The sequence below is a fragment of the Pedobacter sp. GW821-FHT01D05 genome, from assembly GCF_059422505.1.
Genome location: NZ_JBWKXA010000003.1, coordinates 248,212 through 274,785 on the forward strand (window position 1 = coordinate 248,212; position 26,574 = coordinate 274,785).

The 26,574-nt window shown below is 38.1% G+C and carries 28 protein-coding genes; 26 read left to right on the top strand and 2 right to left on the bottom strand.

The features are described 5' to 3' along the window. Positions 1 to 6: 6 nt before the first annotated feature. From AC07VK_RS13215 to AC07VK_RS13330, 24 genes are all read left to right on the top strand, one after another. Positions 7 to 825, top strand: coding sequence for an energy transducer TonB (locus AC07VK_RS13215; RefSeq protein ID WP_492952566.1), 819 nt, complete (start codon positions 7 to 9; stop codon positions 823 to 825). A 6-nt stretch (positions 826 to 831) separates the two neighbouring features. Next, entirely contained in the window at positions 832 to 1,059 is a 228-nt protein-coding gene (locus AC07VK_RS13220; protein ID WP_029274767.1) for a hypothetical protein, read from the top strand. An 8-nt stretch (positions 1,060 to 1,067) separates the two neighbouring features. Then, the gene (locus AC07VK_RS13225) at positions 1,068 to 1,973 is read left to right on the top strand and encodes a PstS family phosphate ABC transporter substrate-binding protein (protein WP_492952567.1); all 906 of its coding nucleotides are present in this window, start codon (positions 1,068 to 1,070) and stop codon (positions 1,971 to 1,973) included. Positions 1,974 to 2,051: 78 nt separating this feature from the next. Next, positions 2,052 to 3,773, top strand: a complete 1,722-nt coding sequence (locus AC07VK_RS13230) for a tetratricopeptide repeat protein (protein WP_492952568.1) — start codon at positions 2,052 to 2,054, stop codon at positions 3,771 to 3,773. A gap of 82 nt (positions 3,774 to 3,855) precedes the next feature. Beyond that, positions 3,856 to 4,227 carry an NADH-quinone oxidoreductase subunit A gene (locus AC07VK_RS13235; RefSeq protein ID WP_029274758.1) on the top strand — a complete coding sequence of 124 codons (372 nt, stop codon included), beginning with the start codon at positions 3,856 to 3,858 and terminating at the stop codon, positions 4,225 to 4,227. A 229-nt stretch (positions 4,228 to 4,456) separates the two neighbouring features. Next, complete coding sequence (locus AC07VK_RS13240) at positions 4,457 to 4,999, top strand: NADH-quinone oxidoreductase subunit B (protein WP_057931427.1); 543 nt, start codon at positions 4,457 to 4,459, stop codon at positions 4,997 to 4,999. After that, entirely contained in the window at positions 4,999 to 5,499 is a 501-nt protein-coding gene (locus AC07VK_RS13245; protein WP_492961004.1) for an NADH-quinone oxidoreductase subunit C, read from the top strand. The genes AC07VK_RS13240 and AC07VK_RS13245 overlap by 1 nt, the downstream gene beginning before the upstream one ends. A gap of 3 nt (positions 5,500 to 5,502) precedes the next feature. Next, positions 5,503 to 6,717 carry an NADH-quinone oxidoreductase subunit D gene (locus tag AC07VK_RS13250; protein ID WP_131028078.1) on the top strand — a complete coding sequence of 405 codons (1,215 nt, stop codon included), beginning with the start codon at positions 5,503 to 5,505 and terminating at the stop codon, positions 6,715 to 6,717. Then, entirely contained in the window at positions 6,710 to 7,225 is a 516-nt protein-coding gene (locus AC07VK_RS13255) for an NADH-quinone oxidoreductase subunit NuoE family protein (protein ID WP_057931424.1), read from the top strand. Before AC07VK_RS13250 ends, AC07VK_RS13255 begins: the two co-directional genes overlap by 8 nt. A gap of 75 nt (positions 7,226 to 7,300) precedes the next feature. Further along, complete coding sequence (nuoF, locus tag AC07VK_RS13260) at positions 7,301 to 8,668, top strand: NADH-quinone oxidoreductase subunit NuoF (RefSeq protein WP_057931423.1); 1,368 nt, start codon at positions 7,301 to 7,303, stop codon at positions 8,666 to 8,668. Between the two features lie 190 nt (positions 8,669 to 8,858). After that, positions 8,859 to 9,869: an NADH-quinone oxidoreductase subunit G gene (locus AC07VK_RS13265; protein ID WP_029274750.1), complete on the top strand. Its 1,011-nt coding sequence runs from the start codon at positions 8,859 to 8,861 to the stop codon at positions 9,867 to 9,869. After that, the gene (nuoH, locus tag AC07VK_RS13270; protein WP_057931421.1) at positions 9,869 to 10,906 is read left to right on the top strand and encodes an NADH-quinone oxidoreductase subunit NuoH; all 1,038 of its coding nucleotides are present in this window, start codon (positions 9,869 to 9,871) and stop codon (positions 10,904 to 10,906) included. Before AC07VK_RS13265 ends, nuoH begins: the two co-directional genes overlap by 1 nt. Before the next feature lie 2 nt (positions 10,907 to 10,908). Beyond that, positions 10,909 to 11,412 (top strand): NuoI/complex I 23 kDa subunit family protein, encoded by a 504-nt coding sequence (locus tag AC07VK_RS13275; protein WP_426327286.1) that lies wholly within the window; start codon positions 10,909 to 10,911, stop codon positions 11,410 to 11,412. Positions 11,413 to 11,498: 86 nt separating this feature from the next. Next, positions 11,499 to 12,002, top strand: a complete 504-nt coding sequence (locus AC07VK_RS13280; RefSeq protein ID WP_492961007.1) for an NADH-quinone oxidoreductase subunit J family protein — start codon at positions 11,499 to 11,501, stop codon at positions 12,000 to 12,002. Continuing rightward, complete coding sequence (gene nuoK, locus AC07VK_RS13285) at positions 12,002 to 12,331, top strand: NADH-quinone oxidoreductase subunit NuoK (protein ID WP_029274746.1); 330 nt, start codon at positions 12,002 to 12,004, stop codon at positions 12,329 to 12,331. Before AC07VK_RS13280 ends, nuoK begins: the two co-directional genes overlap by 1 nt. 13 nt (positions 12,332 to 12,344) lie before the next feature. Continuing rightward, positions 12,345 to 14,246 carry an NADH-quinone oxidoreductase subunit L gene (gene nuoL, locus AC07VK_RS13290; protein ID WP_492952571.1) on the top strand — a complete coding sequence of 634 codons (1,902 nt, stop codon included), beginning with the start codon at positions 12,345 to 12,347 and terminating at the stop codon, positions 14,244 to 14,246. 20 nt (positions 14,247 to 14,266) lie between these two features. Continuing rightward, entirely contained in the window at positions 14,267 to 15,730 is a 1,464-nt protein-coding gene (locus tag AC07VK_RS13295; RefSeq protein WP_492952572.1) for a complex I subunit 4 family protein, read from the top strand. Between the two features lie 3 nt (positions 15,731 to 15,733). After that, on the top strand, positions 15,734 to 17,104 hold the full coding sequence (locus tag AC07VK_RS13300; protein WP_492952573.1) for an NADH-quinone oxidoreductase subunit N: 1,371 nt from the start codon (positions 15,734 to 15,736) through the stop codon (positions 17,102 to 17,104). Between the two features lie 47 nt (positions 17,105 to 17,151). Continuing rightward, on the top strand, positions 17,152 to 17,811 hold the full coding sequence (locus AC07VK_RS13305) for a DedA family protein (RefSeq protein ID WP_086548880.1): 660 nt from the start codon (positions 17,152 to 17,154) through the stop codon (positions 17,809 to 17,811). 2 nt (positions 17,812 to 17,813) lie between these two features. Further along, positions 17,814 to 18,365: an inorganic diphosphatase gene (locus AC07VK_RS13310; RefSeq protein WP_025146339.1), complete on the top strand. Its 552-nt coding sequence runs from the start codon at positions 17,814 to 17,816 to the stop codon at positions 18,363 to 18,365. Beyond that, positions 18,365 to 19,789, top strand: coding sequence for a hemolysin family protein (locus AC07VK_RS13315; RefSeq protein WP_426327292.1), 1,425 nt, complete (start codon positions 18,365 to 18,367; stop codon positions 19,787 to 19,789). Before AC07VK_RS13310 ends, AC07VK_RS13315 begins: the two co-directional genes overlap by 1 nt. A gap of 8 nt (positions 19,790 to 19,797) precedes the next feature. Continuing rightward, the gene (locus AC07VK_RS13320; protein WP_492961009.1) at positions 19,798 to 20,502 is read left to right on the top strand and encodes a 16S rRNA (uracil(1498)-N(3))-methyltransferase; all 705 of its coding nucleotides are present in this window, start codon (positions 19,798 to 19,800) and stop codon (positions 20,500 to 20,502) included. Between the two features lie 85 nt (positions 20,503 to 20,587). Continuing rightward, on the top strand, positions 20,588 to 21,205 hold the full coding sequence (locus tag AC07VK_RS13325) for a DUF4159 domain-containing protein (protein WP_492961462.1): 618 nt from the start codon (positions 20,588 to 20,590) through the stop codon (positions 21,203 to 21,205). Positions 21,206 to 21,208: 3 nt separating this feature from the next. Beyond that, positions 21,209 to 21,709 carry an acyl-CoA carboxylase biotin carboxyl carrier protein subunit gene (locus AC07VK_RS13330; protein WP_492952575.1) on the top strand — a complete coding sequence of 167 codons (501 nt, stop codon included), beginning with the start codon at positions 21,209 to 21,211 and terminating at the stop codon, positions 21,707 to 21,709. Positions 21,710 to 21,920: 211 nt separating this feature from the next. Here AC07VK_RS13330 and AC07VK_RS13335 read toward each other — a convergent pair whose 3' ends face one another. Then, complete coding sequence (locus tag AC07VK_RS13335; protein WP_492952576.1) at positions 21,921 to 23,606, bottom strand: SUMF1/EgtB/PvdO family nonheme iron enzyme; 1,686 nt, start codon at positions 23,604 to 23,606, stop codon at positions 21,921 to 21,923. Between the two features lie 639 nt (positions 23,607 to 24,245). On the opposite strand from AC07VK_RS13335, the gene porV reads away from it, so the two are divergent. After that, positions 24,246 to 25,433: a type IX secretion system outer membrane channel protein PorV gene (gene porV, locus AC07VK_RS13340; RefSeq protein ID WP_492961011.1), complete on the top strand. Its 1,188-nt coding sequence runs from the start codon at positions 24,246 to 24,248 to the stop codon at positions 25,431 to 25,433. Positions 25,434 to 25,455: 22 nt separating this feature from the next. Beyond that, positions 25,456 to 25,935, top strand: coding sequence for a 2-C-methyl-D-erythritol 2,4-cyclodiphosphate synthase (gene ispF, locus AC07VK_RS13345; protein WP_057931412.1), 480 nt, complete (start codon positions 25,456 to 25,458; stop codon positions 25,933 to 25,935). Positions 25,936 to 25,941: 6 nt separating this feature from the next. On the opposite strand, the gene AC07VK_RS13350 is transcribed toward ispF, so the two are convergent. After that, complete coding sequence (locus AC07VK_RS13350) at positions 25,942 to 26,400, bottom strand: hypothetical protein (protein WP_492961013.1); 459 nt, start codon at positions 26,398 to 26,400, stop codon at positions 25,942 to 25,944. Positions 26,401 to 26,574: the final 174 nt, after the last annotated feature.

Below are 26,574 nucleotides of genomic sequence, written 5' to 3' on the forward strand. Positions count from 1 at the left end.
ATAGTTATGTCGAAGTTAGATATATTCAGAAAAGAATGGCTTGAAGTGGTTTTTGCAGATAAAAACAAAACCTACGGTGCGTATCAATTGCGTAAAAGCAATGGTGCCAACACCTCGAAAGCATTAATTATCGGCTCTATTATATTCATTGTGTTATTTTTCTCTCCTAAAATCTATAGCCTGATTCAAGGCTCAATGGATCAAGAAGATGAGCAATTAAAAGCACAAGAAGTAATTTTAGCGCCACCACCACCAGTAGATCCCAAAACACCGCCACCACCACCGGTAGAGCCACCTCCACCAAAAGTTGACCAGGTGAAAATGCCACCTCCAATTGTAAAACCAGATATTGAGGTTCGTGATGAACCACCTACGGTTGAAAAGTTGAAGGAAGCTGATCCAGGGCAGAGAGATATTAAAGGTGATCCAACAGCTGATATTGTTATCGCTGAACCAGTAGGTGAAGGACCAAAAAGAGAAGCTGCTGTTGCAGTTGATGATAATAAAGTTTACGACTTTGTTAGTATCGAGAAACAACCAGAATTCCCAGGAGGTATCTCTAAGTTTTATGGATACTTAAGTAAAGCAATAAAGTACCCGCCAATGGCACAAGAAAACAACGTTCAAGGTAAAGTATTTTTATCTTTCGTTGTTGAAAAAGATGGTAAATTAACTGATATCACAGTTACCCGTGGTTTGGGTAGCGGAACTGATGAAGAAGCCATCCGTGTATTGAAAGCTAGTCCACGTTGGAACCCAGGTATCCAAAATGGTAAGCCGGTAAGGGTAAAATACAACATCAACGTTAACTTTACATTGAACTAATAGTAGATGTTAAATTTTGATATTTTTAAGCAAAAATCGCCTAAACAGCGGTTTTTGCTCATTTTAGGCCTTGTCATGTTCGTTTTCTATGTGGTATTGGGCTTTGCATTTATATTTTATGAACCAATTGCCCTGCGCTTAAGCACTATTCCACAATGGGGCCGCATCGCAATCGGTATCTTCTTAATTATTTATGCATTTGTAAGACTTTTAAGCCTTGGAAGGCGCGATTAATCATTTCAATGAAAAATTTCCTTTTAATATTTTGTGTGCTAGCTTTACTTGTATCCTGCAAACGTAAAAACAAAGCCAATGCAGTTAAAGAAACCAGAACAAGCGGTACCTTAAAAATATTGGTTGATGAAAGTGTTGGACCGATTGTTCAAGATCAGATTGATATTTTTAGTTTGGATTATCCGGAAGCAAAATTTCAGACAACAGTAAAACCTGAAGAAAAATTATTGCCTGCCTTTCTTAATGATAGTGTAAGGGTAATTGTTTTGCCAAGGTTATTAACCAAAGCAGAAGAAAAGTATTATAACCAGCGTAATATTAAAATCAACTCTTCGCGTTTTGCCATTGATGGTATTGCCTTAATTACCAATCAGGGCAATATCGATAGTACAATTAACGTTAAAGAGGTGATTGATATATTACAGGGAAAGAAATCAGATAAAAAATTGGTCTTTGATAACGCTTATTCAAGTACCTTTCAATATTTTAAAGAGTTGGCCCATATCAGCCAATTTCCAGCTACAGGTGTTTACTCTAAAAATTCTAGCAAAGAAGTAATTAAACTTATTGCAGAAGATAAAGATTTTATTGGTATTTTGGGCGTGAATTGGATCACCGACAAGGATACAGAGATGAGCGAATACCTTTCTCAGATAAAAGTGCTGGGCGTAAAGAATGTAAAAGGCAAGGTAGGAGACGATCAGTTCTATAAACCAACTCAAGATAACTTAATCAATGGTGTTTATCCTTTCCTAAGAAATATAAATATTATAGATTGTGAAGGAAGAGATGGTTTAGGCACAGGATTTGCAACATGGTTAAGAAGTCAGCGGGGACAATTGATTGTACTTAAATCTGGACTTGGCCCGCATAAATTAATGCCAAGACAAATTAACCTGACAAAAGGAAATTAAATTAAAATTATAAATTGAACCACGAAGTAAATCTAAAGAGACACTTCATTTTTATTAAATAAAAAAACAGAATATCCGATGAAAATTTTAAAGAAAGCAATAACCTTAAATGTAGGTTTGGTGTTGATGGGTTCTGCAGTTTTTGCTCAAGATTTAAATGACGCGAAAAAAGCCATCGACGCGGAGCAGTATCAGAAAGCATCATCAATGCTTAAATCGTTGGTGAGTTCAAAAGCATCAGATGGTAATAACTATTACAATCTTGGTTTGGTTTACTTAAAAACCGGTTATATCGACTCGGCCAGAGCTGTATTTACCAAAGGTGTTACCGCTGATCCAAAAAACAACTTAAACTTAATTGGTTTAGGCGAAGCAGACATGTTATCTAATAACCCAAGTTCTGCTAAAACTAATTTCGATAAGGCAGTAGCTTTAGCACCGAAAGATTACAAAACTTATTTGTATATCGGTAAAGCTTATTTGGCGCAGGATAAACCAAGTGATGATGTATCTAAACCTGATTTTACTAATGCTTTAGCTAACATTACCAAAGCTGATGAATTAGATGCTAAAGATAAAGATGCTGAAGTTTTCTTGGCACAAGGCGATGCCTACGCTTTACAGAAGAAAAATTCTGAAGCATTAGGCCCATACATGCGTGTTGGTGATGTTGATCCTAACAACAGAAGAGCCAAAACGCAGATTGGTAAAATGTACAAAGAATCTAGGGCTTTTCCTGAAGGTGAAAAAGAGTTACAAGATGTAATTGCTGCTGATGCAAACTACGGCCCTGCTTACCGCGAGTTGGGTGAGCTGTATTTACAATGGAGCAGCTTTGGTACAGATAAAGAAAAAGCAGCAAAAGCGATTGAGAATTATAAAAAATACATGGATTTAACGGATAAATCTTTGGAATCTCAATTACGTTATGCTCAATTTTTATTCTATGCAAAAGATTTCAAAACCTTAGAGCAAGTGGCCACTTCTTTGCAGGTTCCAGCAAATAATCCAAAGGCAAACACAGTAGCTAGACTTAAAGGCTGGGCTGCTTATGAGAATAAGAATTATCCAGCAGCTTTAACAAGCATGACTGAGTTTTTTGCCAAAGAAAAGGATAAATCTAGAATCTTAGGAAACGATTATCTTTATTTAGGAAAATCACAATTGCAAGCTGGTCAAGATAGTTTAGCCGTTAAGAATATTATTGAAGCTGCTAAAATTGATTCAAACAATGCCGACGCTTTGGCGGAAGCTGGTTTAGCTTTAATGAAAGCAAAGAAATACGCTAAATCTGCTGAACTTTTCCAAATGGCTATTAAATATAATCCTAATGGAAAAGGATCGCTTACTAATTACTACTATTTAGGTCAAACCAGATTCTACGAAGCTTACATTGCTCAGAAAGAGAAAAAACCGCTTAATACTGCTGCATTAGTTGAGGCAGATTCTGCTTTAAGCCATTTAGCTAAAGTTTCTCCTGAATTTGCATTAGGATACTTTGTAAGAGGAAGAATTGCAAATTTGGTAGATGACAAAGCTAATCCAAAAGGAACCGGAATACCATACTTTGAGAAATATGTGAGTTTGGTAAAACCTGAAGAAGTAGCTGCAAATAAGACTAACTTATCAGAATCTTATAATAACATTGGCGCTTGGTATTCAGATAAGGATAAAGCTAAGGCTATTGATGCTTTCAGCAAAAGTCTGGCATTAGATCCTGCAGACACTTACGCTGCGGCTAGATTAAAAGAGTTACAATCACCTGCACCTGCTGCAAAACCAAAAGCTAAAGGTAAATAATTAAAAAGTTAAATAATTTAGAAAAGGCAGAGTTTGGTTACTCTGCCTTTTTCTTTTACTTTTGCAACATAAAATAAATAATATGCAAGCGCAGAGTTCGGCTATAGATTTTTTACCAATTATATTTCAAGTAATTGTTGCTTTAGGTTTTGTGGTAACCACATTGGTTGCTACCCACTTTTTAGGTCCAAAACGTAAAACAAGCGATAAATTAGAAACTTTTGAGGCTGGTATTAAATCAGTAGGTAATGCACGTCAGCCTTTCTCTATCAAATATTTCGTAGTAGCCATTTTATTTGTACTGTTCGATGTAGAGGTTATATTTATGTATCCCTGGGCAGTTAATTTCCGTACATTACGGATGGATGGAATGATCGAAATGTTCATTTTCATGGGTACCTTACTGCTAGGTTTCATCTACGTAATCAAGAAAAAAGTTTTAGACTGGAACTAGTCAGTTCGCAGTTATCAATTCACAATTGGCAGTTAATAGTTCCTGGTTTATAAACTGTAAACTGAAAAATGGCAACTGCAAACTGAAATGTGTATCACTTACACTAACTTAGCGCTGTTTTGGTTATTTAGAAAGGTTCTAAATCGAGTAAAGCTAGTTTGTTTGCCTTTAAAATATTGTAAATTTGTTGCTCATTCTGCAAAGGGATGAGCATTTTTTGTTTATAAACATGAGTGAAATTAATATAGTTGATGCGCCTCCAGGAATAGAAGGATCTGGCTTTTTTGCCACTTCTCTTGATAAAGTGATTGGTTTGGCCCGCTCAAATTCATTATGGCCTTTACCTTTTGCAACTTCTTGTTGTGGAATCGAGTTTATGGCAACCATGGGTTCTCACTACGATCTTGGTCGTTTCGGTGCCGAACGCTTAAGCTTTTCTCCCCGTCAGGCTGATGTTTTAATGGTTATGGGAACTATCGCTAAAAAGATGGCTCCGGTATTAAAACAGGTTTATATCCAAATGGCAGAGCCACGTTGGGTAATGGCTGTTGGTGCCTGCGCAAGTAGTGGTGGTATTTTCGATACTTATTCCGTATTGCAAGGTATTGACGAGGTTATTCCGGTGGATGTTTACGTTCCGGGTTGTCCGCCAAGACCTGAAGCCATTTTAGATGGTTTTCAGCGTATTCAGGATTTAGTGAAAAGCGAATCGGGTAGAAGAAGAAATTCTGATTATTACAAAGAACTTTTAGGTCAATACGGCATTAAATAATGGAAGAAACGACGCTAAATAATAATATTCTGGCAAAACTTAGCGATAAGTTTGGCGAAAAGGTAACCGGAGTTTCTGAGCCATATGGCTTATTAACTTTTGCTACCACCAAAGATGTTATCATCAATGTATTATCGTTCCTTAAAAACGATTTAAGTTTTAATTTCTTAACCGATATTACAGCGGTTCATTATCCTGGTAAAGATCATGGTATTGCAGTGATTTACCATTTGCACAACATGGTAGAGAAAGTTAGAATTAGGATTAAAGTTTTCATTTCAGAACAAAATCCAACTATTCCTACAGCAACAACCGTTTGGAAAGGTGCCAACTGGATGGAACGTGAAACTTATGATTTTTTTGGGGTTAAATTTGAAGGTCACCCTGATTTGCGCCGTATTTTAAATATGGACGATTTAGGTGTTCACCCGATGTTGAAACAATATCCATTGGAAGATCCGAACAGAGTAGATAAAAAAGACGAATTTTTTGGAAGGTAAACTATGAATCATAACCATCCGGTATTTACAGATAACGACCCGCAAAGTGAGCTGGTAACCCTAAACTTAGGCCCAACACACCCTGCAACACACGGCGTTTTTCAAAACGTTTTGCAATTAGATGGCGAACGTATTGTAAGCGGCGTTTCTACCATTGGGTATATCCACCGTGCTTTCGAAAAGATTGCAGAGCATCGCCCATTTTATCAGATTACACCACTTACCGACCGTTTAAACTACTGCTCGTCGCCTATTAATAATATGGGTTGGCACATGACGGTTGAGAAGCTGTTAAATATTCAGATGCCTAAACGTGTAGATTATCTTCGGGTAATCGTTATGGAGCTTTCGCGTATTGCCGACCACATTATCTGTAACACGATTATTGGTCAGGATACTGGGGCAACCACCACTTTCTTATATCTTTTTCAGTTCCGTGAGCACATTTACGAAATCTTCGAAGAGGTTTGTGGAGCACGTTTAACCACAAATATTGGCCGTATTGGCGGTTTTGAAAGAGATTTCAATGATATCGCCTTTGCTAAAATCGATAAGTTTTTAAAAGAATTCCCTAAAGCATTAAAAGAGTTCGAAAATCTGTTAACACGTAACCGTATTTTTATTGATAGAACGGCCGGTGTTGCAGAAGTAACCAAAGAAACTGCTTTAGAATACAGCTGGACTGGGCCGCTTTTGCGTGCTACCGGTGTAGATTACGATGTGCGTGTAAGCGATCCATATTCTTCCTATCAGGATTTCGACTTTGAAGTTCCTGTAGGTACAAGCGGCGATATTTACGATAGATATTTAGTGCGTAATGAAGAGATGTGGCAAAGTGTCCGCATTATCGAACAGGCGCTTGTGAAATTAAAAACAGAGCCAAAAGGTATTTTCCATGCCGATGTCCCTGAATTTTACCTTCCTCCAAAACAAGAAGTTTACAACAATATGGAAGCATTGATTTATCACTTCAAAATTGTGATGGGTGAAATTGATGCGCCAAAAGCAGAAGTTTATCACGCTGTAGAAGGCGGAAATGGCGAATTAGGATTCTATCTGATTAACGATGGGGGCCGTACGCCGTACCGTTTACACTTCCGCAGACCAAGTTTTATAAACTACCAGATGTTTGCACCAATGAGCGAGGGCATGTTATTGTCTGATGCCATTATCAACATGAGTAGTATGAATATTATTGCAGGAGAATTAGATGCTTAAAGTAGAAGAACAAACACCTGTAGTGTTTTCATCAGAATTGCTGGCCAAATTTGATGATGTAAAAAGTCGTTATCCTGAAGGTAAGCACAAATCAGCTTTGTTGCCATTATTGCACTTGGTACAGGCCGAATACCTTTGGGTGAGTACACCAGCGATGGATAAGGTTGCCGAATATTTAAATATTCAGCCCATTGAAGTTTATGAAGTGGCAACATTTTATACCATGTACTTTTTAAAACCACAAGGTAAGTATGCTTTGGAGGTTTGCCGTACTGGTCCTTGTTGCCTGGTTGGTGCCGAAAAAATATTAAGCCACTTGGAAAACAAGTTAGGTGTTAAAGAAGGTGAAGTTACTGCCGATGGTTTATTCAGCTTTAGAGGAGTTGAATGTTTAGCTGCGTGTGGTTTCGGTCCGGTGTTACAGATTAGCCCTGAATATACTTTCTACGAAAACCTTACCGAAGCAAGTGTAGATAAATTGATTGAAGATTTGAAAAATAAGTCCTAAGTCGAAAGCCTTAAGTCTAGAGTCGTTTTGACTCATGACTATGGACTGCAGACTACAGACTCTAGACTAATTAAAATGTCTCGAAAACTGTTACTTGAGCATATAAACGTACCAGGCATCAATACCCTTGAAGTCTATCGCCAAAAAGGCGGGTACCGTGCTGTGGAAAAAGCCCTTAAAACTTTAACACCCGAAGAGATTGTTGAAGAAGTTAAGAAATCGGGCTTACGCGGTCGCGGAGGTGCGGGTTTCCCAACAGGGATGAAATGGAGTTTTTTGGCTAAACCAGAAGGTGTTGCACGATATTTGGTGTGTAACGCTGATGAATCAGAACCAGGGACTTTTAAAGACCGTTATTTGATGACTTATATTCCCCATGCATTAATTGAGGGAATGATTGTATCGAGTTTCGCATTAGGTGCCAAGGTTTCTTACATCTATGTACGCGGCGAGATGATGCCTCAGATCCGCATTTTAGAAAAAGCAATTGCTGAAGCTAAAGCAGCCGGATGGTTGGGTAAAAATATTTTAGGAACAGGTTACGATTTAGAATTATATGTTCAGCCAGGCGGTGGCGCTTACATTTGCGGTGAGGAAACTGCTTTGTTAGAATCGCTTGAAGGCAAAAGAGGTAATCCACGTATCAAACCACCATTTCCGGCAATTGCAGGTTTGTATGGTTGCCCTACAGTGGTTAACAATGTTGAATCGATCGCTGCAGTGGTGCCGATTATCAACGATGGTGGCGATGAATATGCAAAAATTGGTATCGGTAGAAGTACAGGTACAAAATTAATATCCGCATCAGGTAATCTGGTAAAACCAGGTGTTTACGAAATCGAATTGGGTTTACCGGTAGAAGAATTTATTTATTCTGACGAATATTGTGGAGGTATCGCCAATGGTAAAAGGTTAAAAGCGACAGTAGCAGGTGGATCATCTGTGCCTATTTTACCAGCTAATTTAACTTTAAAATATGCTAACGGCGAACCTCGTTTAATGAGTTACGAATCTTTATCTGAGGGTGGATTTGCTACAGGAACCATGATGGGGTCAGGCGGTTTTATCGCTTTTGATGAAGATCAGTGTATTGTTCGTAATACCTGGAATTTTGCCCGTTTTTATCACCACGAAAGCTGTGGACAGTGTTCACCTTGCCGTGAGGGTACCGGATGGATGGAAAAAGTGCTGCATAAAATCGAACACGGCCATGGTAAAATGGAAGATGTAGATTTATTGTGGGATATTCAACGTAAAATTGAAGGGAATACAATCTGCCCGTTGGGTGATGCAGCAGCCTGGCCGGTAGCCAGTGCCATCCGTCACTTCAGGGATGAATTTGAATGGCACATTAAAGAGCCTGTTAAAAGCCAGAGCCAGAACTACGGTATTGCAAATTATGCAACGCCGATTGAAAAAGCTCCGGTAACAGAAGAGAAATAAAATCTTAAGGTCGCATTTTGCGACCTTAGAAAAATAACTTGAAAGGCGCCCCGGTTCGTGTCCCCACGAAACGAAAGCAAAAATAATACAATTGGTTCATGGAGGCATAAACCAAGACGTTAGAAAAAAGATTGCTTCGTACCTCGCAATGACGGTAGAAGTAGAAAAAATAAAAAGAATATCATTAACCATGAGTGAAAAAGTTAAGGTTACGATAGATGGGATAACAGTAGAGGTTGATAACGGAACAACCATTCTGAATGCTGCAAGACAGATCGGAGGGGATATTGTTCCGCCAGCAATGTGCTATTATTCTAAATTACAAGGCAGTGGCGGTAAATGCCGTACCTGTATTGTAAAAGTGACTAAAGGTTCGGAGAAAGATCCTCGCCCAATGCCTAAGTTGGTGGCTTCTTGCCGCACAACCGTAATGGATGGGATGGAAGTGCTTAACATTACTTCACCAGAAGTTTTGGAAGCGCGTGCAGGTGTTGTAGAGATTTTATTGATTAACCACCCTTTAGATTGCCCTGTTTGCGATCAGGCAGGAGAGTGCGACTTACAGAATTTGGGCTACGAACATGGTTTGCAAAAAACACGTTATGAGTTTGAGCGCCGTACCTTTGAGCGTATCGATATAGGCGATAAGATCCAGTTGCACATGAACCGTTGTATTTTGTGCTATCGTTGTGTTTTTACAGCTGATCAGATTACAAACAAACGTGTTCATGGTATCTTAAACCGTGGTGATCATTCCGAAATTTCTACTTACATCACCCAGGCTGTTGATAACGATTTCTCAGGAAACGTAATCGATGTTTGCCCTGTAGGTGCTTTAACTGATAAAACTTTCCGTTTTAAAAACCGTGTCTGGTTTACCAAACCAGTTGATGCACACCGCGATTGCGATCACGAAAAATGCAACGGTAAAGTAACCCTTTGGTATAAAGGAGCAGATGTTTTACGTGTTACGGCTCGTAAAGATCAGTTTGGAGAAGTAGAAGAATTTATTTGCAACACTTGTCGCTTCGATAAAAAAGCAACTGCTGATTGGGTAATTGAACACCCAACGCACATTGATGATACTTCGGTAATTGCATCTAACCACTACGAAACATTAAAACCTTTGCATGTTATTCAGCCAAATGAGGCATTACAAGCTGCAAATGAAATTGAATTACATAAAACAGTTAAATACTAATGGATAGCGCTTTTGTTATAGAAAAATTTATCCTGGTAGCTGTAATTTTCGGCATCAGTTTAGTTATTGCCATGTATTCTACTTATGCAGAACGTAAGGTTGCTGCATATTTACAAGATCGTTTAGGTCCGGATAGAGCTGGCCCTTTTGGTATTTTACAACCATTGGCCGATGGTGTTAAAATGTTTATGAAAGAGGAAATTATTCCTACATCATCAAACAGATTTTTATTTATCGCTGGCCCTGGTTTGGCTTTGCTTTGTGCCTGTATTGGTACTGCAGTTATTCCATGGGGTAGCCCTGTTTTAATTGCGGGCAAAACTATTCCTTTACAGGTTTCAGATATCAACGTTGGTGTTTTATACATTTTCGGAGTCGTTTCTTTAGGTGTTTATGGTGTAATGATTGGTGGATGGGCCTCAAACAACAAATACTCTTTGTTAAGTGCTATCCGTGCAGCTTCGCAGAATATCAGTTATGAAATTGCAATGGGATTATCGATCATCGCTTTGCTTTTAATGACGAATACCTTAAGCTTAAAAGAAATCGTTGATCAGCAACATGGCTGGAGATGGAATGTTTTATACCAGCCGCTAGGGTTTCTAATCTTTATGGTTTGTTCATTTGCAGAAACCAACCGTGCGCCATTCGATTTGCCTGAATGTGAAACTGAATTGATTGGTGGGTACCATACCGAGTATTCTTCAATGAAATTAGGTTTTTACCTATTTGCAGAGTACATCAATATGTTCGTATCATCGGCAGTAATGGCAGCTTTATATTGGGGCGGTTACAATTACCCTGGTATGGATTCTATGGCGGTGTGGCTAGGCCCAACTTGGGCACCACTTTTTGGTACAGCAGTTTTCTTTGGTAAAATATGTGCTTTCATCTTTTTCTTCATGTGGGTACGTTGGACAATCCCTCGTTTCCGCTACGATCAATTGATGAATTTAGGTTGGAAAGGTTTAATACCTTTGGCTATTGCAAATATTATAATAACAGGTGTTGTGATTGCGATTATTGAGAAGTTTTAATTATGGAATCATTAAGTAATAAGAAAAAAGTACTGGAACAAAAGCCATTGAGCTTTATGGAACGGATGTACCTACCGGCAATTGCTAAAGGTATGGGCATTACCATCAGTCACTTATTTAAAAAAGAGGCTACTATAAGATATCCTGAAGTAGAACGGGAATTCTCTACCAATTTTAGAGGGATGCACTCGCTAAAACGCGATGAGAATGGCAGAGAGCGTTGTACTGCATGTGGTTTATGTGCTTTATCTTGTCCTGCTGAAGCCATTACCATGATTGCCGCTGAACGCAAACCTGAGGAGAAAGATTTATACCGCGAAGAAAAATATGCAGCAACTTACGAAATCAATATGTTGCGTTGTATTTTTTGTGGCTTATGTGAAGAAGCTTGTCCAAAAGAGGCAATTTACTTAGATGGGCCGATTGTACCTGCTGATTATTTACGTAAAGATTTCATTTACGGCAAAGATAAATTGGTAGAGGCACCATTGGAAATGAAAAAATAAAATGATGGTTCGTGTCTTCACGAAACGAAAAATAATTAATGGCTTGTGGATACACAAACCATAGAACATAAATAAATAAACAATTAATGAGTACACAAGTATTCTATTTCGTAGCCACATTAAGTGTCATCTTTTCGCTGATGGTGATTTTCGCAAAAAATCCGATCCACAGTGTATTGTACTTAATCCTTACCTTTTTTACCTTCACTGTACACTATGTGTTATTAAACGCACAGTTTTTAGCGGTGGTAAACTTTATCGTTTACATGGGCGCCATCATGGTATTGTTCCTTTTTGTACTGATGCTGCTTAACCTGAACAAAGAAACCGAACCGAGTAAATCGCCACTGATCAAAATCGTAGGTGTAATTGCTGGTGGTTGTTTGGTTGTAACCTTAATCGGTTCTTTAAAATCGGCAAGTATTACCAGTCCATTGATTTTGAAAAATCCAGGATTAGGATTGGTAGAAAATCTAGGTAAGGAGCTTTTTGGCCCATTCTTATTACCATTCGAATTGTCATCTCTATTACTATTGGCAGCAATGGTTGGAGCCGTTTTATTATCTAAAAGAGATGAGGTAGAAGCATAATGGAAAATTTATTCACACAAGCAGCAGGCGTTCCGCTAAACCACTACATCTATTTAAGTGCCATTATTTTTTCTATTGGCGTAATCGGTGTACTTACGCGCAGAAATGCCATTGTAATCTTTATGTCGGTTGAGCTGATGCTCAATGCAGTTAACTTACTTTTAACAGCATTCTCGGTTCATAACAATGACCCATCAGGGCAGGTTTTCGTATTCTTCATTATGGCTTTGGCAGCTGCAGAGGTTGCAGTAGGCCTTGCAATTATTGTAATGGTTTACAGAAATACGAAATCAGTAGATATTAATGTTTTAAATCGCCTTAAGTGGTAAATATATAATAAGAATGACAATAGAACAATTGATTTGGTTGGTTCCGTTACTTCCTTTTTTAGGGTTTGTAATTAATGGACTAGGCAGAAACTCTTTATCTAAAGGACTTGTTGGTATCATCGGAAGCGGGGTAATCTTCGCCTCCTTTATCATTAGCGTAGTTATTTTCTTTAGTTTACAAGGCGACACACAAAAATCTCACGAAGTATTTTTATTCGATTGGATCAGCGCAGGGGCATTACACATTCCATTATCTTTCTTGGTTGATCCTCTAAGCTCGATCATGCTTTTGATTATCACTGGAATTGGTTTCTTGATCCACTTATATTCTACCAGCTACATGCACGGTGATGCAGGATTCGGTAAGTTTTTCTCTTATCTGAATTTGTTTGTATTCTTTATGCTTTTGTTGGTATTGGGCTCAAATTACATCGTGATGTTTATCGGTTGGGAAGGCGTAGGTTTATGCTCTTACCTGTTAATCGGTTTCTGGTATACAAACAGTGCTTATGCATCAGCAGCTAAAAAAGCATTCGTAATGAACCGTATCGGCGATTTAGGCTTTTTGTTAGGTGTATTCTTAATCTTCACCACTTTTGGTAGTGTAGAATTTGCTAAAGTTTTCCCTCAGGCGGCTAATATGTTGCCGGGTAATGATACGCTGGTTTTAATTACCATCTTATTGTTTATCGGTGCCTGTGGTAAATCGGCCCAATTGCCTTTATTTACCTGGTTACCTGATGCAATGGCCGGACCAACACCAGTTTCGGCTTTGATACACGCAGCAACAATGGTTACAGCGGGTATTTATATGATTGCACGTTCGAGCATATTGTTCGATCTTGCTCCGCTTACACAGCACATCATTGCCATTGTTGGAGCGGCTACCGCTTTAGTTGCAGCAATTATTGCTTTAACACAGACTGATATTAAGAAGGTATTGGCTTATTCAACCGTATCTCAACTGGGGTATATGTTTTTAGGTCTTGGCGTTGGTGCTTATACAGGTTCATTCTTTCATGTTTTAACCCACGCATTCTTTAAAGCATTACTATTCTTAGGTGCAGGTTCAGTTATTCATGCCATGCACCATGAGCAGGATATGCGTCACATGGGCGGATTGAAAGGAAAACTTAAAACTACTTTTGCCACCATGATGATCGGTACCATTGCTATTGCAGGTTTACCACCATTCTCTGGTTTCTTCTCAAAGGACGAAATTTTAGCACATGCTTTCCAGGCTAGTCCAATACTTTGGGGAGTTGGGGTTTTAACCGCATTCTTAACGGCATTCTATATGTTCCGAATGATGTTCCTGACTTTCTCTGGCAAATACCGTGGAACACACCATGCAGAAAGCCATATCCACGAATCGCCAACAGCAATGACTTTACCGTTAATCATTTTAGCGATTCTTGCTGCGATTGGTGGAGCAATCAATCTTCCGCACGTTTTTGGTGGAAACGAATGGCTGGCACATTGGTTAGCTGGAGCAGGTGTTGCACAACATGAATTGGATTTAAGCCATGCTACAGAATATACTTTAATGGGCGTTTCGGTAGCCGCTGCGGTAATTGCTTTATTATATGCTTATACCAGATATGTAAAAGGAGCACACGTTCCGGTTGCTGATGAAGCGCCGCGTTCGGCATTGGCAAAATTATCCTATAATAAATTCTACCTCGATGAAATTTATGATTTCCTGATCACTAAACCATTAGATGCACTTTCGAAATTCTTTTATAGGATTATCGATAACAAATTTATCGATGGAATTGTGAACGGACTGGGATGGAGCACGAACGAAGCCAGTAAAGGTATTCGTTTGCTACAAAGTGGAAACGTAGGTTTCTATATATTTATGATGGTATTTGGTATCATCGCATTACTTGCATATACATTTTATTACATATAAAAAGGGTTCAAAATTAAATAATGGAACAACTTTTACTACTTATATTTCTTCCGCTTGTAGGTGCAATTATTACTGCATTTGCTGGTAAGTCGGCTAAAATAGTTTCGACCGTATTTTCGGTCGTTTCTTTGGTTTTGGCTTTGGTTATCGCCGGTAATTTCATTCCAAATGCAAGTACCCAGTTTGAGGTTAATTTGCCATGGATTGCAGATTTAGGCATCAATTTCCACGCAGGTATCGATGGCATTAGCATGCTTGTGGTATTGCTAACCAATTTATTGGTGCCAATTATAATTTTATCGAGCTATAACCACGAGTATAAAAATCCAGCTGCATTTTATGCTTTGATTTTGTTTATGCAGTGCGGCCTGTTATTGGTATTTACTGCATTAGATGCATTTTTGTTCTATATCGGATGGGAAGCAGCACTAATTCCAATCTACTTTATCTGCGCCATCTGGGGAGGAAAAGACCGCATCCGTATCAACATGAAATTTTTCGTGTATACCATTGCAGGTTCATTATTTATGTTGATGGGTATTATTTACTTATATCTTCAAAACCCGGCACACAATTTTGATATTCAAGCCTTTTATGCTTTAAACTTAGATAGCGCACAACAGGGATGGATCTTCTGGGCTTTCTTTATTGCTTTTGCCATTAAGATGCCAATTTTTCCTTTCCATACCTGGCAGCCTGATACGTATACGGCGGCACCTACACAAGGAACCATGCTGTTATCGGGCATTATGTTAAAAATGGGTATTTATGGTGTAATTAGATGGTTATTACCAATTGTTCCGGCAGGCGTTCACGATTGGGGGCAGGTAGCTATTATTTTATCAATTATTGGTATTGTTTACGCCTCGCTGATTGCTTTTACACAGAAAGATGCTAAACGTTTAGTGGCTTATTCATCCATTGCTCACGTTGGATTAATATCAGCAGGTATCTTTGCGTTCAACCAGCAAGGTATGCAAGGTGCGATGGTACAGATGTTGAGCCATGGTATTAACGTAGTGGGTTTATTTTTTGTTTTGGATATTATCTTCTCTCGTGTTAAAACCAACAAAATTGAAGAGTTGGGCGGAATTGCTAAAGTAGCACCACAATTGGCGCTTACTTTTCTGATCATTGTATTGGGTACGGTAGCTTTGCCGGGGACAAACGGATTTATAGGTGAGTTTTTACTGCTAATGGGCGTTTACAACTACAGCATTTGGGCTGCAGCTATTGCAGGATTAACCATTATCTTTGGTGCAGTTTACATGTTACGTATGTACCAGAATGTAATGCTGGGCGAAACAAACAGTTTAACCATCACTTTCACCGATATTAAAGGAACTGAAAAATTGGTTCTTTATACCATATGTGCACTGATTATTGTTTTGGGTGTTTATCCAAAACCAATCTTACACTTAACAGAGGCATCTGTACAACATTTATTAGAGCAGGTAAATCAAAAATTAAACACAGTAAATTAAGCAATGAATATTATTATAACCATTAGTATAACAGCTTTTATAGTGCTTTATGCAGGTTTGTTTAAGGCAAATAAAGCATTATTACCACTTACCGTTGTTGGCTTACTTACTGCACTAGGATTTACTTTCTGCGCATGGAACGGCAATGCTGTTCATTTTGGGATGATGCAGACAGATAACTTCGCCCTGGCATTTTCCGGGATCTGTATTCTCGGTACACTTTTAATTTTTTTATTAACACAGAATTATTTCCACGCTAAAAGCGATAACATAGCCGAATATTATACCCTAATTCTTTTTGCACTTGCCGGAATGATCATGATGGTATCATATAAAAATATGGCCATGTTATTTGTAGGCTTAGAAATCATGTCGGTGAGTTTATACATTTTGGCCGGTATCCGTAAAAAGGATTTTGCTTCTAATGAAGCTTCGTTAAAGTATTTCCTAATGGGGGCTTTCTCAACAGGCTTTCTATTATTTGGTATCACGTTAATTTATGGTGCTACGGGATCATTCGATTTGGATAAAATACAAGCTTATCTGGTAAATAGTCAGGCAATTTCTCCAATATTCTATCCAGGCGTTATCCTGATGATGATTGGATTAAGCTTTAAGGTTGGTGCGGCTCCTTTTCACTTCTGGACGCCAGATGTATACGAAGGCGCTCCGTCTTTAATCACCACTTTTATGAGTACGGTGGTTAAAACTGCAGGTTTTGCAGCTTTCTTAAGATTGTTTGCCGGTGCACTTGCGCCACTTCACGATTTTTGGGTTGCACCACTTATGGTGATTGTTTGTTTAACCTTATTTATCGGAAACGTTACTGCGCTGTTCCAGAAGAACTTCAAACGCATGCTGGCATACTCTAGTATTTCGCATGCGGGTTACCTGTTGTTTTCGCTTATTGTGTTAACCAAAAACTCTGGAAACAACGTATTGGTTTATGCAGCAGCTTATACTTTCGCATCAATTATCGCTTTCGCGGTATTAATTTTGGTAAAACAAAAAACAGGTAGCGATAGCTTTGAAAGTTTTAATGGTTTAGCTAAACGTAATCCAATGGTAGCATTATGTTTAACTGTAGCAATGCTTTCATTAGCGGGTATTCCTTTAACAGCTGGTTTTATTGGGAAATATTTAATGTTCCTGAATGTAATGACCGAATATAAAACCTTACTTGTTGCATTTGCGATTTTGAATGCACTGGTTGGTTTCTATTATTATTTTAGGGTAATTGTAGCCATGTGGTTTAAAGATGGCGCAGAAACGGAGCTTTCAGCCCCAGCGCAGTATAAGGTTGTACTATTGGTTTCTGTAGCAATAACATTAGTGCTAGGTATTTATCCTGCAATTATTTTAAACCTGATATAGGTATGCTGTTGTTTGATAATTATTTGTAGTTTTACGAATAATTGAATATGCACGATTTTTGGAATAACCTGCATCAGCTACTTGATCCCGAGAAATTATTGAGGGAGGGTGGTTTCTATCTAGTCGTATTCGTTATCTATGCAGAAACAGGCCTGTTTTTTGGTTTTTTTCTTCCTGGTGATTATTTGTTGTTTTTAGCCGGAATGTTTGTTGCAACCGGAAAGCTCGATGTGAACATTGCGGTGCTTTTAGCCGGTTTATGTATTGCAGCAATTTCTGGTAATTTTACAGGTTATTGGTTCGGACGTAAAACTGGTCCTGTATTGTATACCAGAAAAGACAGTTTCTTTTTTAAAAAGCGATATTTAAAAGCGGCAGAAGATTATTATCATAAACAAGGTGCCTTTGCATTGATTATGGGCAGATTTGTACCAATTGTTAGAACTTTTGCACCGATTTTTGCGGGGGTTGTAAAACTGGACTTTAAAAAATTTGCTTTATACAATGTTGTGGGTGGGGTACTTTGGATCTGTTCCTTAACTTTGCTTGGTTATTTTTTGGGCAAAAGATTTGAAAAAGAAATAAACGATTATTTATTATATATTATTATTGGCTTTATCCTTATTACAACTATACCATTATTAATTACCTTTGTAAAAAGTAAAGTAGTGAGTGGCCCTGAAGAGGATAAAACAGATTTAAATTAAAAATGGCAAAAGACGATCATCACGCGTGGCATAGCGTATCTCCTGGACACAATGTTCCAGAAATTGTAAACGCAATTATTGAAATTCCAAAAGGATCAAAAGCAAAATACGAAATAGATAAAGAATCAGGTCTGATCAAGTTAGACAGGGTTCTTTTTTCATCAGTAATGTACCCGGCAAACTATGGCTTTATTCCGCAAACTTATTGCGATGATAAAGATCCATTAGATATTCTGGTGCTTTGCTCGGTAGATGTTTATCCAATGACATTGATAGAAGCGAAAGTTGTAGGTGTAATGCACATGGTAGATAACGGAGAGCAGGACGATAAAATTATCGCAGTTGCTGCTCACGATATGTCGGTAAACTATATCAACGATTTAGATGAACTACCTCCACACCAAATGAAAGAGATTGTTCGTTTCTTTCAGGATTATAAAGCATTAGAAGATAAAAATGTAACGATCGAACATTTACTTGGTGTTCGTTATGCGCATAAAGTAATTAAAGAAAGCATAGAACTTTATAACACAACATTTAGAGAATTGGCTTAATGGATTTACCCACGGTATGTTTGTTTTTAAATTTTGAGCTAAGTGCAATCCTGCCCACAAACGTAGTTTTGGTTGCTTTACAAGAACCCGATACCACTTCTGTAGGCTGGCGATTATTCTTTGCATTATTTTTGGTGTTACTAAACGGATTTTTTGTTGCAGCAGAGTTTGCAATTGTTAAAGTCCGGGCATCACAGATTGAAATTAAAGCAAAAACAGGCAGTCGTGTTGGCAAAATGGCCAAAGGGATTATCCATAATCTTGATGGATATCTGGCCGCCACACAGCTAGGTATAACGCTTGCATCACTTGGCTTAGGTTGGGTAGGTGAAGGCGTTATGCATACTATTTTCAAAAACCTTTTCGATAGCTTGCAATGGGGTTTTAGCGATGCTTTTATCCATTCGGCTTCAACTGTAGTCGCGTTTTCAGTGATCACCATTATGCATATTGTATTTGGTGAGTTGGCTCCGAAATCATTTGCAATCCAACGGCCGGTAGCAACAACCTTATTCGTTTCTGTTCCATTACAGCTATTTTATGTGGTATTTAAGCCATTCATCTGGACATTAAACAGTCTGGCCGCTATTATTTTAAAGCCATTTGGAATTGATACCTCCGGAGGGCACGAATCACTTCACAGTACGGAAGAACTTCAGTATTTATTAGACCAGGGTAAAGAAAGCGGCGCATTGGATAATAATGAACATGAACTGATTAAAAACGTATTTGATTTTAATGAGCGGGTGGTGAAGAATATCATGGTACCCCGCACCAAGATTTCGGGTATTGAATTAACTTCTCCAAAAGAAGAAGTGATTGATACGATTATTAAAGAAGGATATTCCCGTTTGCCTGTTTACGATGATATTATGGATAAAATTGTAGGGATTATCCATGCAAAAGATATTTTACCATTGGTTGCAGCGGGTAATCAGCATTGGACATTAAACGATATCATCAGAAAACCATATTTCGTTACAGAAACCAAGAAAATTAACGATCTGATGAGCGAGTTGCAAAGTAACCGCATACAGATCGCTATTGTATTAGACGAGTTTGGCGGTACAGCGGGTATGGTTACCTTGGAAGATATTGTTGAAGAGCTTGTTGGAGAAATCCAGGATGAATACGATGAAGAAAAGCCACTGGTAGAAAAAGTGTCTGACAATGAGTTTATCGTAAATGCATTTGCTACTGTATATGATGTAAATGAACATCTGCCTCACGATTTGCCAGAGGATGAAGATTTCGATACCATTGGAGGATTGGTTTCTCATGTTTTTGAACGTATCCCTGAGGTAGGCGAAAGCAACGAATCATACGGTTACCTGTTTACCATTCTTAAAAAGACCGAACAGAATATCGAAACAATCAAGTTAGAACTGGTGATCAATAAAGCAGATATGGTTGATAATCATTAATTTCAACTATGCATATTTTTTATACACCAGATATAACCCAGAATACTTATACGCTTAACGAAGAAGAGAGCAAACATTGTATTAGGGTACTTCGCCTTACTATAGGCTCGATCGTTAACCTGGTTGATGGGAAAGGTGGTTTTTACACTGCTGAAATCACTTCTGATAATCCGAAAAAAGTATCCTTATCCATTTTAAAAATAGAAACGGAGTTTCATAAAAGAAATCATTACCTGCATATCGCTGTTGCGCCAACTAAAAATATCGACCGCATCGAATGGTTTTTAGAAAAAGCAACAGAGTTGGGTATTGATGAAATTACACCGATTATTACCGATCGATCGGAGCGAAGGGTTGTTAAAGAAGATCGGCTCAACAAAGTGATTACTTCTGCCGTAAAACAATCCATTAAAGCTTATCATCCCAAATTGAACGATGCTATTTCTTTTGAAACTTTTTTAAAAGAACCATTTAACGGTGATAAACTAATAGCACATTGTATTGATAACGGAGAGAAACAATACATATCCAAACTAGTAAATCCACATCAAAAATACTTGATCCTTATTGGTCCTGAAGGAGATTTCACACCTGATGAAGTTAATTTAGCTTTGAACAAAGGCTTTAAAGCATTAACTTTAGGTGATAATAGATTGCGCACGGAAACGGCTGCTTTATCTGTTTGTTTTGAAATCAATTACCTTAACCGATAATCATTTGAAGTTTTCAGTTTTCAGTTTTCAGTTTTCTAGGTTTCAGCTTTGGTCTTTCAGCTTTGGCCTTTTAGCTTTTAGCTTTATGTTTTTTGCTTTTATTCCACCAACCTACCGCATGGCCAAATTAAAGTATAGCGGCGGTGGCGATTGGTATGCAGACAGGACCGCTTTGCCCAATTTAATTGCCTACTGTAATGCCAATTTGAAGACCAATTTTTACGCAGAAGAAAGCATTGTTGAAGTAGGCTCGAAAGAAATATTCAATTATCCATTTGTTTATATGACTGGCCACGGAAACGTAGTTTTTAACGATCAGGAAGTTAAAAACTTAAGGCAGTACCTTACAGGTGGAGGTTTTCTTCATATAGATGATAATTATGGATTGGATAAATTTATCCGCCCGCAGATGAAAAAGGTATTTCCAGAACTGAGTTTTGTTGAATTGCCAGCCAACCATGCGATGTATAATCAGAAATTTAAGTTTCCCGGAGGTTTGCCAAAAATCCATGAGCACGATAATAAAAGACCTCAGGGATTTGCATTGATATATAAAGGCAGAGTAGTGTGCTATTATACCTTTGAATGCGATTTGGGGAATGGGTGGGAAGATTTTGGCACTTATCCTGAAGACACACAGGAAACGAGGACTAAAGCGCTTAAAATGGGTGCAAATTTGGTTCAGTATGCTTTAACCCAATAACAAATGTATAAAGTAAAAGTAAACGATCAGTTTTTATTCGAGGTTGAAAAGAAGGAGTCATCTTTTTTGGTAAACGGAGCACCTATTCAGTTCGATCTGAGTTCAATTGGGAATAATAGTACGCATGTTTTATACCAGAATAAATCTTTTAATACAGAGCTAATTGAGCTTAACAAAGCAGATAAAACCTGTAAAATAAAGGTTAACGGTAATATTTATCAGATTAGCATCGAAGATCAGTTTGATGTTTTGTTAAAACAGCTGGGCTTGGATAATTTAGCCGCTAATAAAGTTTCAGAAATTAAAGCGCCGATGCCCGGTTTGGTGCTAAAGGTTTTGGCTGAAGAGAACGCTGAGGTAAAGAAAGGTGATAACCTATTGGTGCTGGAGGCTATGAAGATGGAAAATATCCTGAAATCATCAACCGATGGTGTGATCAAGAAAGTTTTGATTAAGCAGGGCGATAAAGTAGAGAAGAATCAGATTTTGATTCAGTTTAAATAATTTTTGCCTCTGAGGTATGTCATTTCGAGCGGAGTGAAACGAAGTCGAGAACTACTTAGTGCTCAGCGAAGCTAAATCTGTTTAGATAGATCTCTCCATTCCACTGCGTTTCAGTCGAGATGACGAATTTCGGTTGAATTATTCAAGTTAGATATACTAAAATATAACTGTAAAAAAAAAAGTCCCGATTTAATGTCGGGACTTTCCTTTTTTATTTACCTCTACTTACCCTGTAAGGTTTTTGAGGAGGGTTTTTAAAATTTCTTTTTCCTGCGGTACTAATTTCTGGTGCGCCAAGCATAGTCATGGCACAACGGAAACCAACTTCTGCTGATGATTCATCTTGTTGCATAAAGCGGCGTGTTGCGGGGTTTAACCAGTAAGCCATATCATTCCAGGAACCACCTTTATAAACTCTGGATTTATCGTTAACCAGTGTAACACCTTCTTCGTTTAATAAGGTGTTTTGTCTATCACGGTAACCTCTCTGATCGGCCTGATAACTGGTTGATGCTACTGGAGATTGTGGATCAGTCGATTTTGAAATCGAATCAGAACGTTTTGCCTGTGCCTGTTTTTCTGCCCAGGTTTGTTTTCTTCCAGCGTAAGCATTTTCCTTAATCGGATTACCATATTTATCTAATGCAATTTTCCCGCTTTGTGAATCTTCCAGTTTTTTATTGGTAAAGTAGTTACCACGATATGGGTTAAATGCATCTGCATCGGTAAATGTCCCCGTTCTGTACACATCATTAACCCATTCATTCACGTTGCCTGCCATATTATATAGGCCGAAATCGTTCGGTGTATATTGAATAACCGGGACAGTTAAATCTCCTTTATCATTTAATGAACCGCCAACACCCATATAATCACCAGGTGCTCTTTTAAAGTTGGCCTGAATCATACCTCTGGTTTTCTTTTTGGCCGAACTCACACCTAAACCATTCCAAGGGTAGATTTTATTCTGATTGATGTTTTCGTATTCCGTATTGCCAATTAAACCTAAAGCAGCATATTCCCATTCTGCTTCTGTTGGTAAACGATAAGGCTGCATAATTACACCATCTTCTAGTGTCGCAGTTCTTCGTGGCTGATTGTTTTTGCCTCCAGCTGCCGGGGCTGCTGTTCCTCCCGCAGTTGATGTAGCTGCACCTGATTTTGTATTGTAGTCGACTGGAGCATTCTTCCCCTTATCATCATACTGGCCATTTAAATATGCATCAGTATTAAAAGGTTTGTCTGGTTTTGGTGTTGCCGCTGCTGTAGTAGCTGCCTTGCCTTTTCCATTACCAGCTAAAGTTTTATAATCAGTTAAAATTCCTTTTTCGCGTAGAATAAATTCGTTAGCTCTCGAAGTTCTCCATTCGCAATAACGTGATGCCTGCTCCCATGAAACACCTACAACAGGGTAGTCGCGATAAGCAGGGTGCCTTAAATAGTTATCCACATAAGGTTCGTTATAAGATAATGCGCGGCGCCACACTAAAGTGTCAGGAAGCTCATTGTAATAAAATTCGCGATCTTCAGGATAGTTGTATCTGATCCAGTGTAAGTATTCTAACCAATCGGTATTCGATACTTCAGTTTCATCCATGTAAAAAGATGGAACAGTAACCTGTCTTTTATAATTGTAAATATTTGGTTCAACACCTGCAACCTCGATGGCGCTACCACCCACAACTAAAACTCCACCTTCAATTGGAATTAAACCGGGCCCCGGAGCTCTCTTGTATTGAGTAGCTACAGCAAATGCACCAGATTGGTTGTTTTTGCTTTTCCTATCGGCATAAGGAATACCTGTTTTGCTAGAACTGTTCCCTCCTTTTGAGCTACAGCTCGTAAGTAGGGCAGCTAATGACAAACAAGTAAAAGAATATAGTAATAGTTTTTTCATATAGTTCGTTGGGAATATCGTCCCTATAGGGATTCAACCGATAAAATTAAACAATTTTAAATGAATATATAAATAATGTGGTAATAAAATATCGATTATATTTTTGAGTGATAACGTATTATTTTATATCGTATTGTGTCTACTTACTTTTTCAGTTAAATTTAGGTTAAATAATTATAAATAAGCAAGATAAAAAAGAAAGGGAGATGATTGAGAAGTAGTGTTAGTAAGCCATTAGCCCAATAGGCGAAATTACTTTTGTTACGGTTCAGGTCATCTCAATATTAATTTTTTATGTTTTTAGTGACTACTTAAATACGCATATATAAAAAAGAGTATTGTTATAGTTTATAGAGATTGCAATAATTTAACCATATTTGATTTAAAGATTATTAAGTTGACAGATCGAACATAATTTTTTATAGAAAAAAGAAAACAGCTCAATTATGATGCTAAATGGTTATTAGTTATGTGTTTACATTTTTTGCAGTCACACCCGTATGTAAAAATCGTAGGTTTAATTAGTAAATAATCATAGAATTCGTAATTTGGTGAAATATAAGTTTTGGTTTTACGTTACAGAATATATTCTCCAGTTATTGCTAAATACCAAAATCTAAAATTACGTACCTTTAAAGGATGAATTTCAAGTACATCAGTAAACTTGCTTTTTCTGCACTCTCAATGGCCTTGGTGTTTGGTAAAACAAATGCTCAGGTAACCATAGGCAATACCCAAACAAATGGTAGCGAGGCAAACAATATTGTAACAGCAGTTCCATTTCTGCTAATAACACCCGATGCCCGTGCCGGTGCAATGGGCGATGCTGGCGTAGCCGTTGCAGGTGATGTAAATTCAGCCAGCATTAATGCCTCTAAACTTGCATTTTTAGATAAACCTTACGGATTTTCTGTTTCTTATAGCCCATGGTTAAAAAGCCTGGTGCCTGATATTAATCTTGCTTATTTAAGTGGCTTTTATAAATTGGATGATCGTAATACCATTGGTGCCTCATTAAGGTACTTTTCTTTAGGCTCTATTCAGCTTACCGATATCAACCAACAAGACCTGGGAATTTCCAATCCGAATGAACTGGCGTTCGATGTTTCTTTCGCCCGTAATTTTGGTAAAGAGTTTTCATTGGGAGCTTCATTAAGATATATTTATTCAAATTTAGTTTCCGGTCAGTTTGCATCCTCAGGGCAAGTGCACAGCGGAAATGCGGTAGCAGTTGATGTTTCCGGATTGTATAAAACGAGTACAACGGTATTTGGTAAACAGGCTGTTCTTTCTGCTGGTGCTAATATTTCCAACATCGGAACAAAAATGAGCTATTCTGATGGTGGGGAGAACTTCTTTTTACCTACCAATTTTAAGCTAGGGGGGGCGTCTACCTTCACGATGGACGATTTTAGCACTTTAACATTTGCACTCGATTTTAATAAATTGTTGGTGCCTACACAACCGATATACGATTCGAACAATAACATCGTAAGTGGAAAAGATCCAAACCGATCCGTTCCTGCGGGGATTTTTGGTTCGTTTAGTGATGCACCTGGTGGTTTTAGCGAAGAACTGAAAGAAGTTGGGATTTCTACAGGATTGGAATATTGGTATAATCAACAGTTTGCTGTTAGAGCCGGTTACAACTACCAAAGCCCCATGAAAGGCGATAGCCGCTATTTTACCTTAGGAGTTGGGTTAAAGTACAACGTTTTTAATATCGATTTCTCTTATTTAATTGCAAATGCACAAACTAGTCCGCTTGCAAATACCTTACGTTTTGGTCTATTGTTTAACTTTGGCGAGAATAAAAGCAAAAGATAAAAAAGACTAAAGCAAAATATAGATGAAAATTAGAGTAGGTTTCGGATTCGATGTACATCAGTTAAAAGATCAACATCCTTTTGTTGTTGGTGGGGTTACATTAGATCATCATAAAGGTGCTTTTGGGCATTCGGATGCTGATGTTTTGCTTCATGCCATCTGTGATGCACTTTTAGGTGCAGCCAACCTTCGCGATATTGGTTTCCATTTTAAGAATACAGATGATAGGTGGAAAGGCATCAGTAGCCTGATCTTATTAAAAGAAACGGTTAAATTGCTGGCCGAAAAAGGATGGCAAATTGGCAATATAGATGCAATGCTTTGTTTAGAGGCACCAAAGATTAATCCTCATATTCCTGCCATGCAGCAAAATATTGCTGAAGCCATTGGAATTTCTACCGAAGATATTTCGATAAAAGCCACTACCAATGAGCAAATGGGATTTATCGGCAGGGAAGAAGGTGTTGTTTCTTATGCCGTTTGCCTGATAGAAAAACCTTAATCTATACTAGAATTTTCGGGCGGTTAAGTAAGAAATTGGCAAGCCAATACGGAAAATCAGAATTACCGCATTTAAAATCGCCCGTTCGTAATGAAATGGTGCAGCCGGTATTTTGGTTAATGGAACAATCAGGAGGGTCATGATCATCCAAACGACAATCCCATAAATTATTCCCGATACGATAATATGCTTTCGTAAAGCGGGGGTTTTTGTTGATGCTATGGCAAAAATCAGGGTAAAGCAAAAAGCAATAAAGTAGTGGAGCGCCAGACCAATAAGGGCTGTTTTAATACCTCCTGCAAAAGCTTCTGGCCCCATAATAGCACTGGCGATATACTGAAATACACCTGTGTAATTCATCTTTCCTAAAAATATAACTGCCGCCAGTCCATCTAATGTTCCCGCAATAAGCGCAATCAATAAAACCTGTTTAAAGGAAAATATAGTTTGGTTAGATTTTTCCATAAACAATAATAATATTTTTTTAAATAGCTTGTTATGAATTGTTTATGTTTTTTCTGGTGCAATATAATATATTAAATTTTGATCGGAACTGTCACATTGAGCTTGTCGAAATGCTTTACTGTGCATTTTAGCCAGCCCTTCGACAGGCTCAGGGTGACATCCATTGTTTATAAT

Excerpts from the sequence above, each read along its gene's own strand:
- AC07VK_RS13215 (WP_492952566.1), top strand. The coding sequence starts at position 7 with ATGTCGAAGTTAGATATATTCAGAAAAGAATGGCTTGAAGTGGTTTTT.
- AC07VK_RS13220 (WP_029274767.1), top strand. The coding sequence starts at position 832 with ATGTTAAATTTTGATATTTTTAAGCAAAAATCGCCTAAACAGCGGTTT.
- AC07VK_RS13225 (WP_492952567.1), top strand. The coding sequence starts at position 1,068 with ATGAAAAATTTCCTTTTAATATTTTGTGTGCTAGCTTTACTTGTATCC.
- AC07VK_RS13230 (WP_492952568.1), top strand. The coding sequence starts at position 2,052 with ATGAAAATTTTAAAGAAAGCAATAACCTTAAATGTAGGTTTGGTGTTG.
- AC07VK_RS13235 (WP_029274758.1), top strand. The coding sequence starts at position 3,856 with ATGCAAGCGCAGAGTTCGGCTATAGATTTTTTACCAATTATATTTCAA.
- AC07VK_RS13240 (WP_057931427.1), top strand. The coding sequence starts at position 4,457 with ATGAGTGAAATTAATATAGTTGATGCGCCTCCAGGAATAGAAGGATCT.
- AC07VK_RS13245 (WP_492961004.1), top strand. The coding sequence starts at position 4,999 with ATGGAAGAAACGACGCTAAATAATAATATTCTGGCAAAACTTAGCGAT.
- AC07VK_RS13250 (WP_131028078.1), top strand. The coding sequence starts at position 5,503 with ATGAATCATAACCATCCGGTATTTACAGATAACGACCCGCAAAGTGAG.
- AC07VK_RS13255 (WP_057931424.1), top strand. The coding sequence starts at position 6,710 with ATGCTTAAAGTAGAAGAACAAACACCTGTAGTGTTTTCATCAGAATTG.
- nuoF (WP_057931423.1), top strand. The coding sequence starts at position 7,301 with ATGTCTCGAAAACTGTTACTTGAGCATATAAACGTACCAGGCATCAAT.
- AC07VK_RS13265 (WP_029274750.1), top strand. The coding sequence starts at position 8,859 with ATGAGTGAAAAAGTTAAGGTTACGATAGATGGGATAACAGTAGAGGTT.
- nuoH (WP_057931421.1), top strand. The coding sequence starts at position 9,869 with ATGGATAGCGCTTTTGTTATAGAAAAATTTATCCTGGTAGCTGTAATT.
- AC07VK_RS13275 (WP_426327286.1), top strand. The coding sequence starts at position 10,909 with ATGGAATCATTAAGTAATAAGAAAAAAGTACTGGAACAAAAGCCATTG.
- AC07VK_RS13280 (WP_492961007.1), top strand. The coding sequence starts at position 11,499 with ATGAGTACACAAGTATTCTATTTCGTAGCCACATTAAGTGTCATCTTT.
- nuoK (WP_029274746.1), top strand. The coding sequence starts at position 12,002 with ATGGAAAATTTATTCACACAAGCAGCAGGCGTTCCGCTAAACCACTAC.
- nuoL (WP_492952571.1), top strand. The coding sequence starts at position 12,345 with ATGACAATAGAACAATTGATTTGGTTGGTTCCGTTACTTCCTTTTTTA.
- AC07VK_RS13295 (WP_492952572.1), top strand. The coding sequence starts at position 14,267 with ATGGAACAACTTTTACTACTTATATTTCTTCCGCTTGTAGGTGCAATT.
- AC07VK_RS13300 (WP_492952573.1), top strand. The coding sequence starts at position 15,734 with ATGAATATTATTATAACCATTAGTATAACAGCTTTTATAGTGCTTTAT.
- AC07VK_RS13305 (WP_086548880.1), top strand. The coding sequence starts at position 17,152 with ATGCACGATTTTTGGAATAACCTGCATCAGCTACTTGATCCCGAGAAA.
- AC07VK_RS13310 (WP_025146339.1), top strand. The coding sequence starts at position 17,814 with ATGGCAAAAGACGATCATCACGCGTGGCATAGCGTATCTCCTGGACAC.
- AC07VK_RS13315 (WP_426327292.1), top strand. The coding sequence starts at position 18,365 with ATGGATTTACCCACGGTATGTTTGTTTTTAAATTTTGAGCTAAGTGCA.
- AC07VK_RS13320 (WP_492961009.1), top strand. The coding sequence starts at position 19,798 with ATGCATATTTTTTATACACCAGATATAACCCAGAATACTTATACGCTT.
- AC07VK_RS13325 (WP_492961462.1), top strand. The coding sequence starts at position 20,588 with ATGTTTTTTGCTTTTATTCCACCAACCTACCGCATGGCCAAATTAAAG.
- AC07VK_RS13330 (WP_492952575.1), top strand. The coding sequence starts at position 21,209 with ATGTATAAAGTAAAAGTAAACGATCAGTTTTTATTCGAGGTTGAAAAG.
- AC07VK_RS13335 (WP_492952576.1), bottom strand. The coding sequence starts at position 23,606 with ATGAAAAAACTATTACTATATTCTTTTACTTGTTTGTCATTAGCTGCC.
- porV (WP_492961011.1), top strand. The coding sequence starts at position 24,246 with ATGAATTTCAAGTACATCAGTAAACTTGCTTTTTCTGCACTCTCAATG.
- ispF (WP_057931412.1), top strand. The coding sequence starts at position 25,456 with ATGAAAATTAGAGTAGGTTTCGGATTCGATGTACATCAGTTAAAAGAT.
- AC07VK_RS13350 (WP_492961013.1), bottom strand. The coding sequence starts at position 26,400 with ATGGAAAAATCTAACCAAACTATATTTTCCTTTAAACAGGTTTTATTG.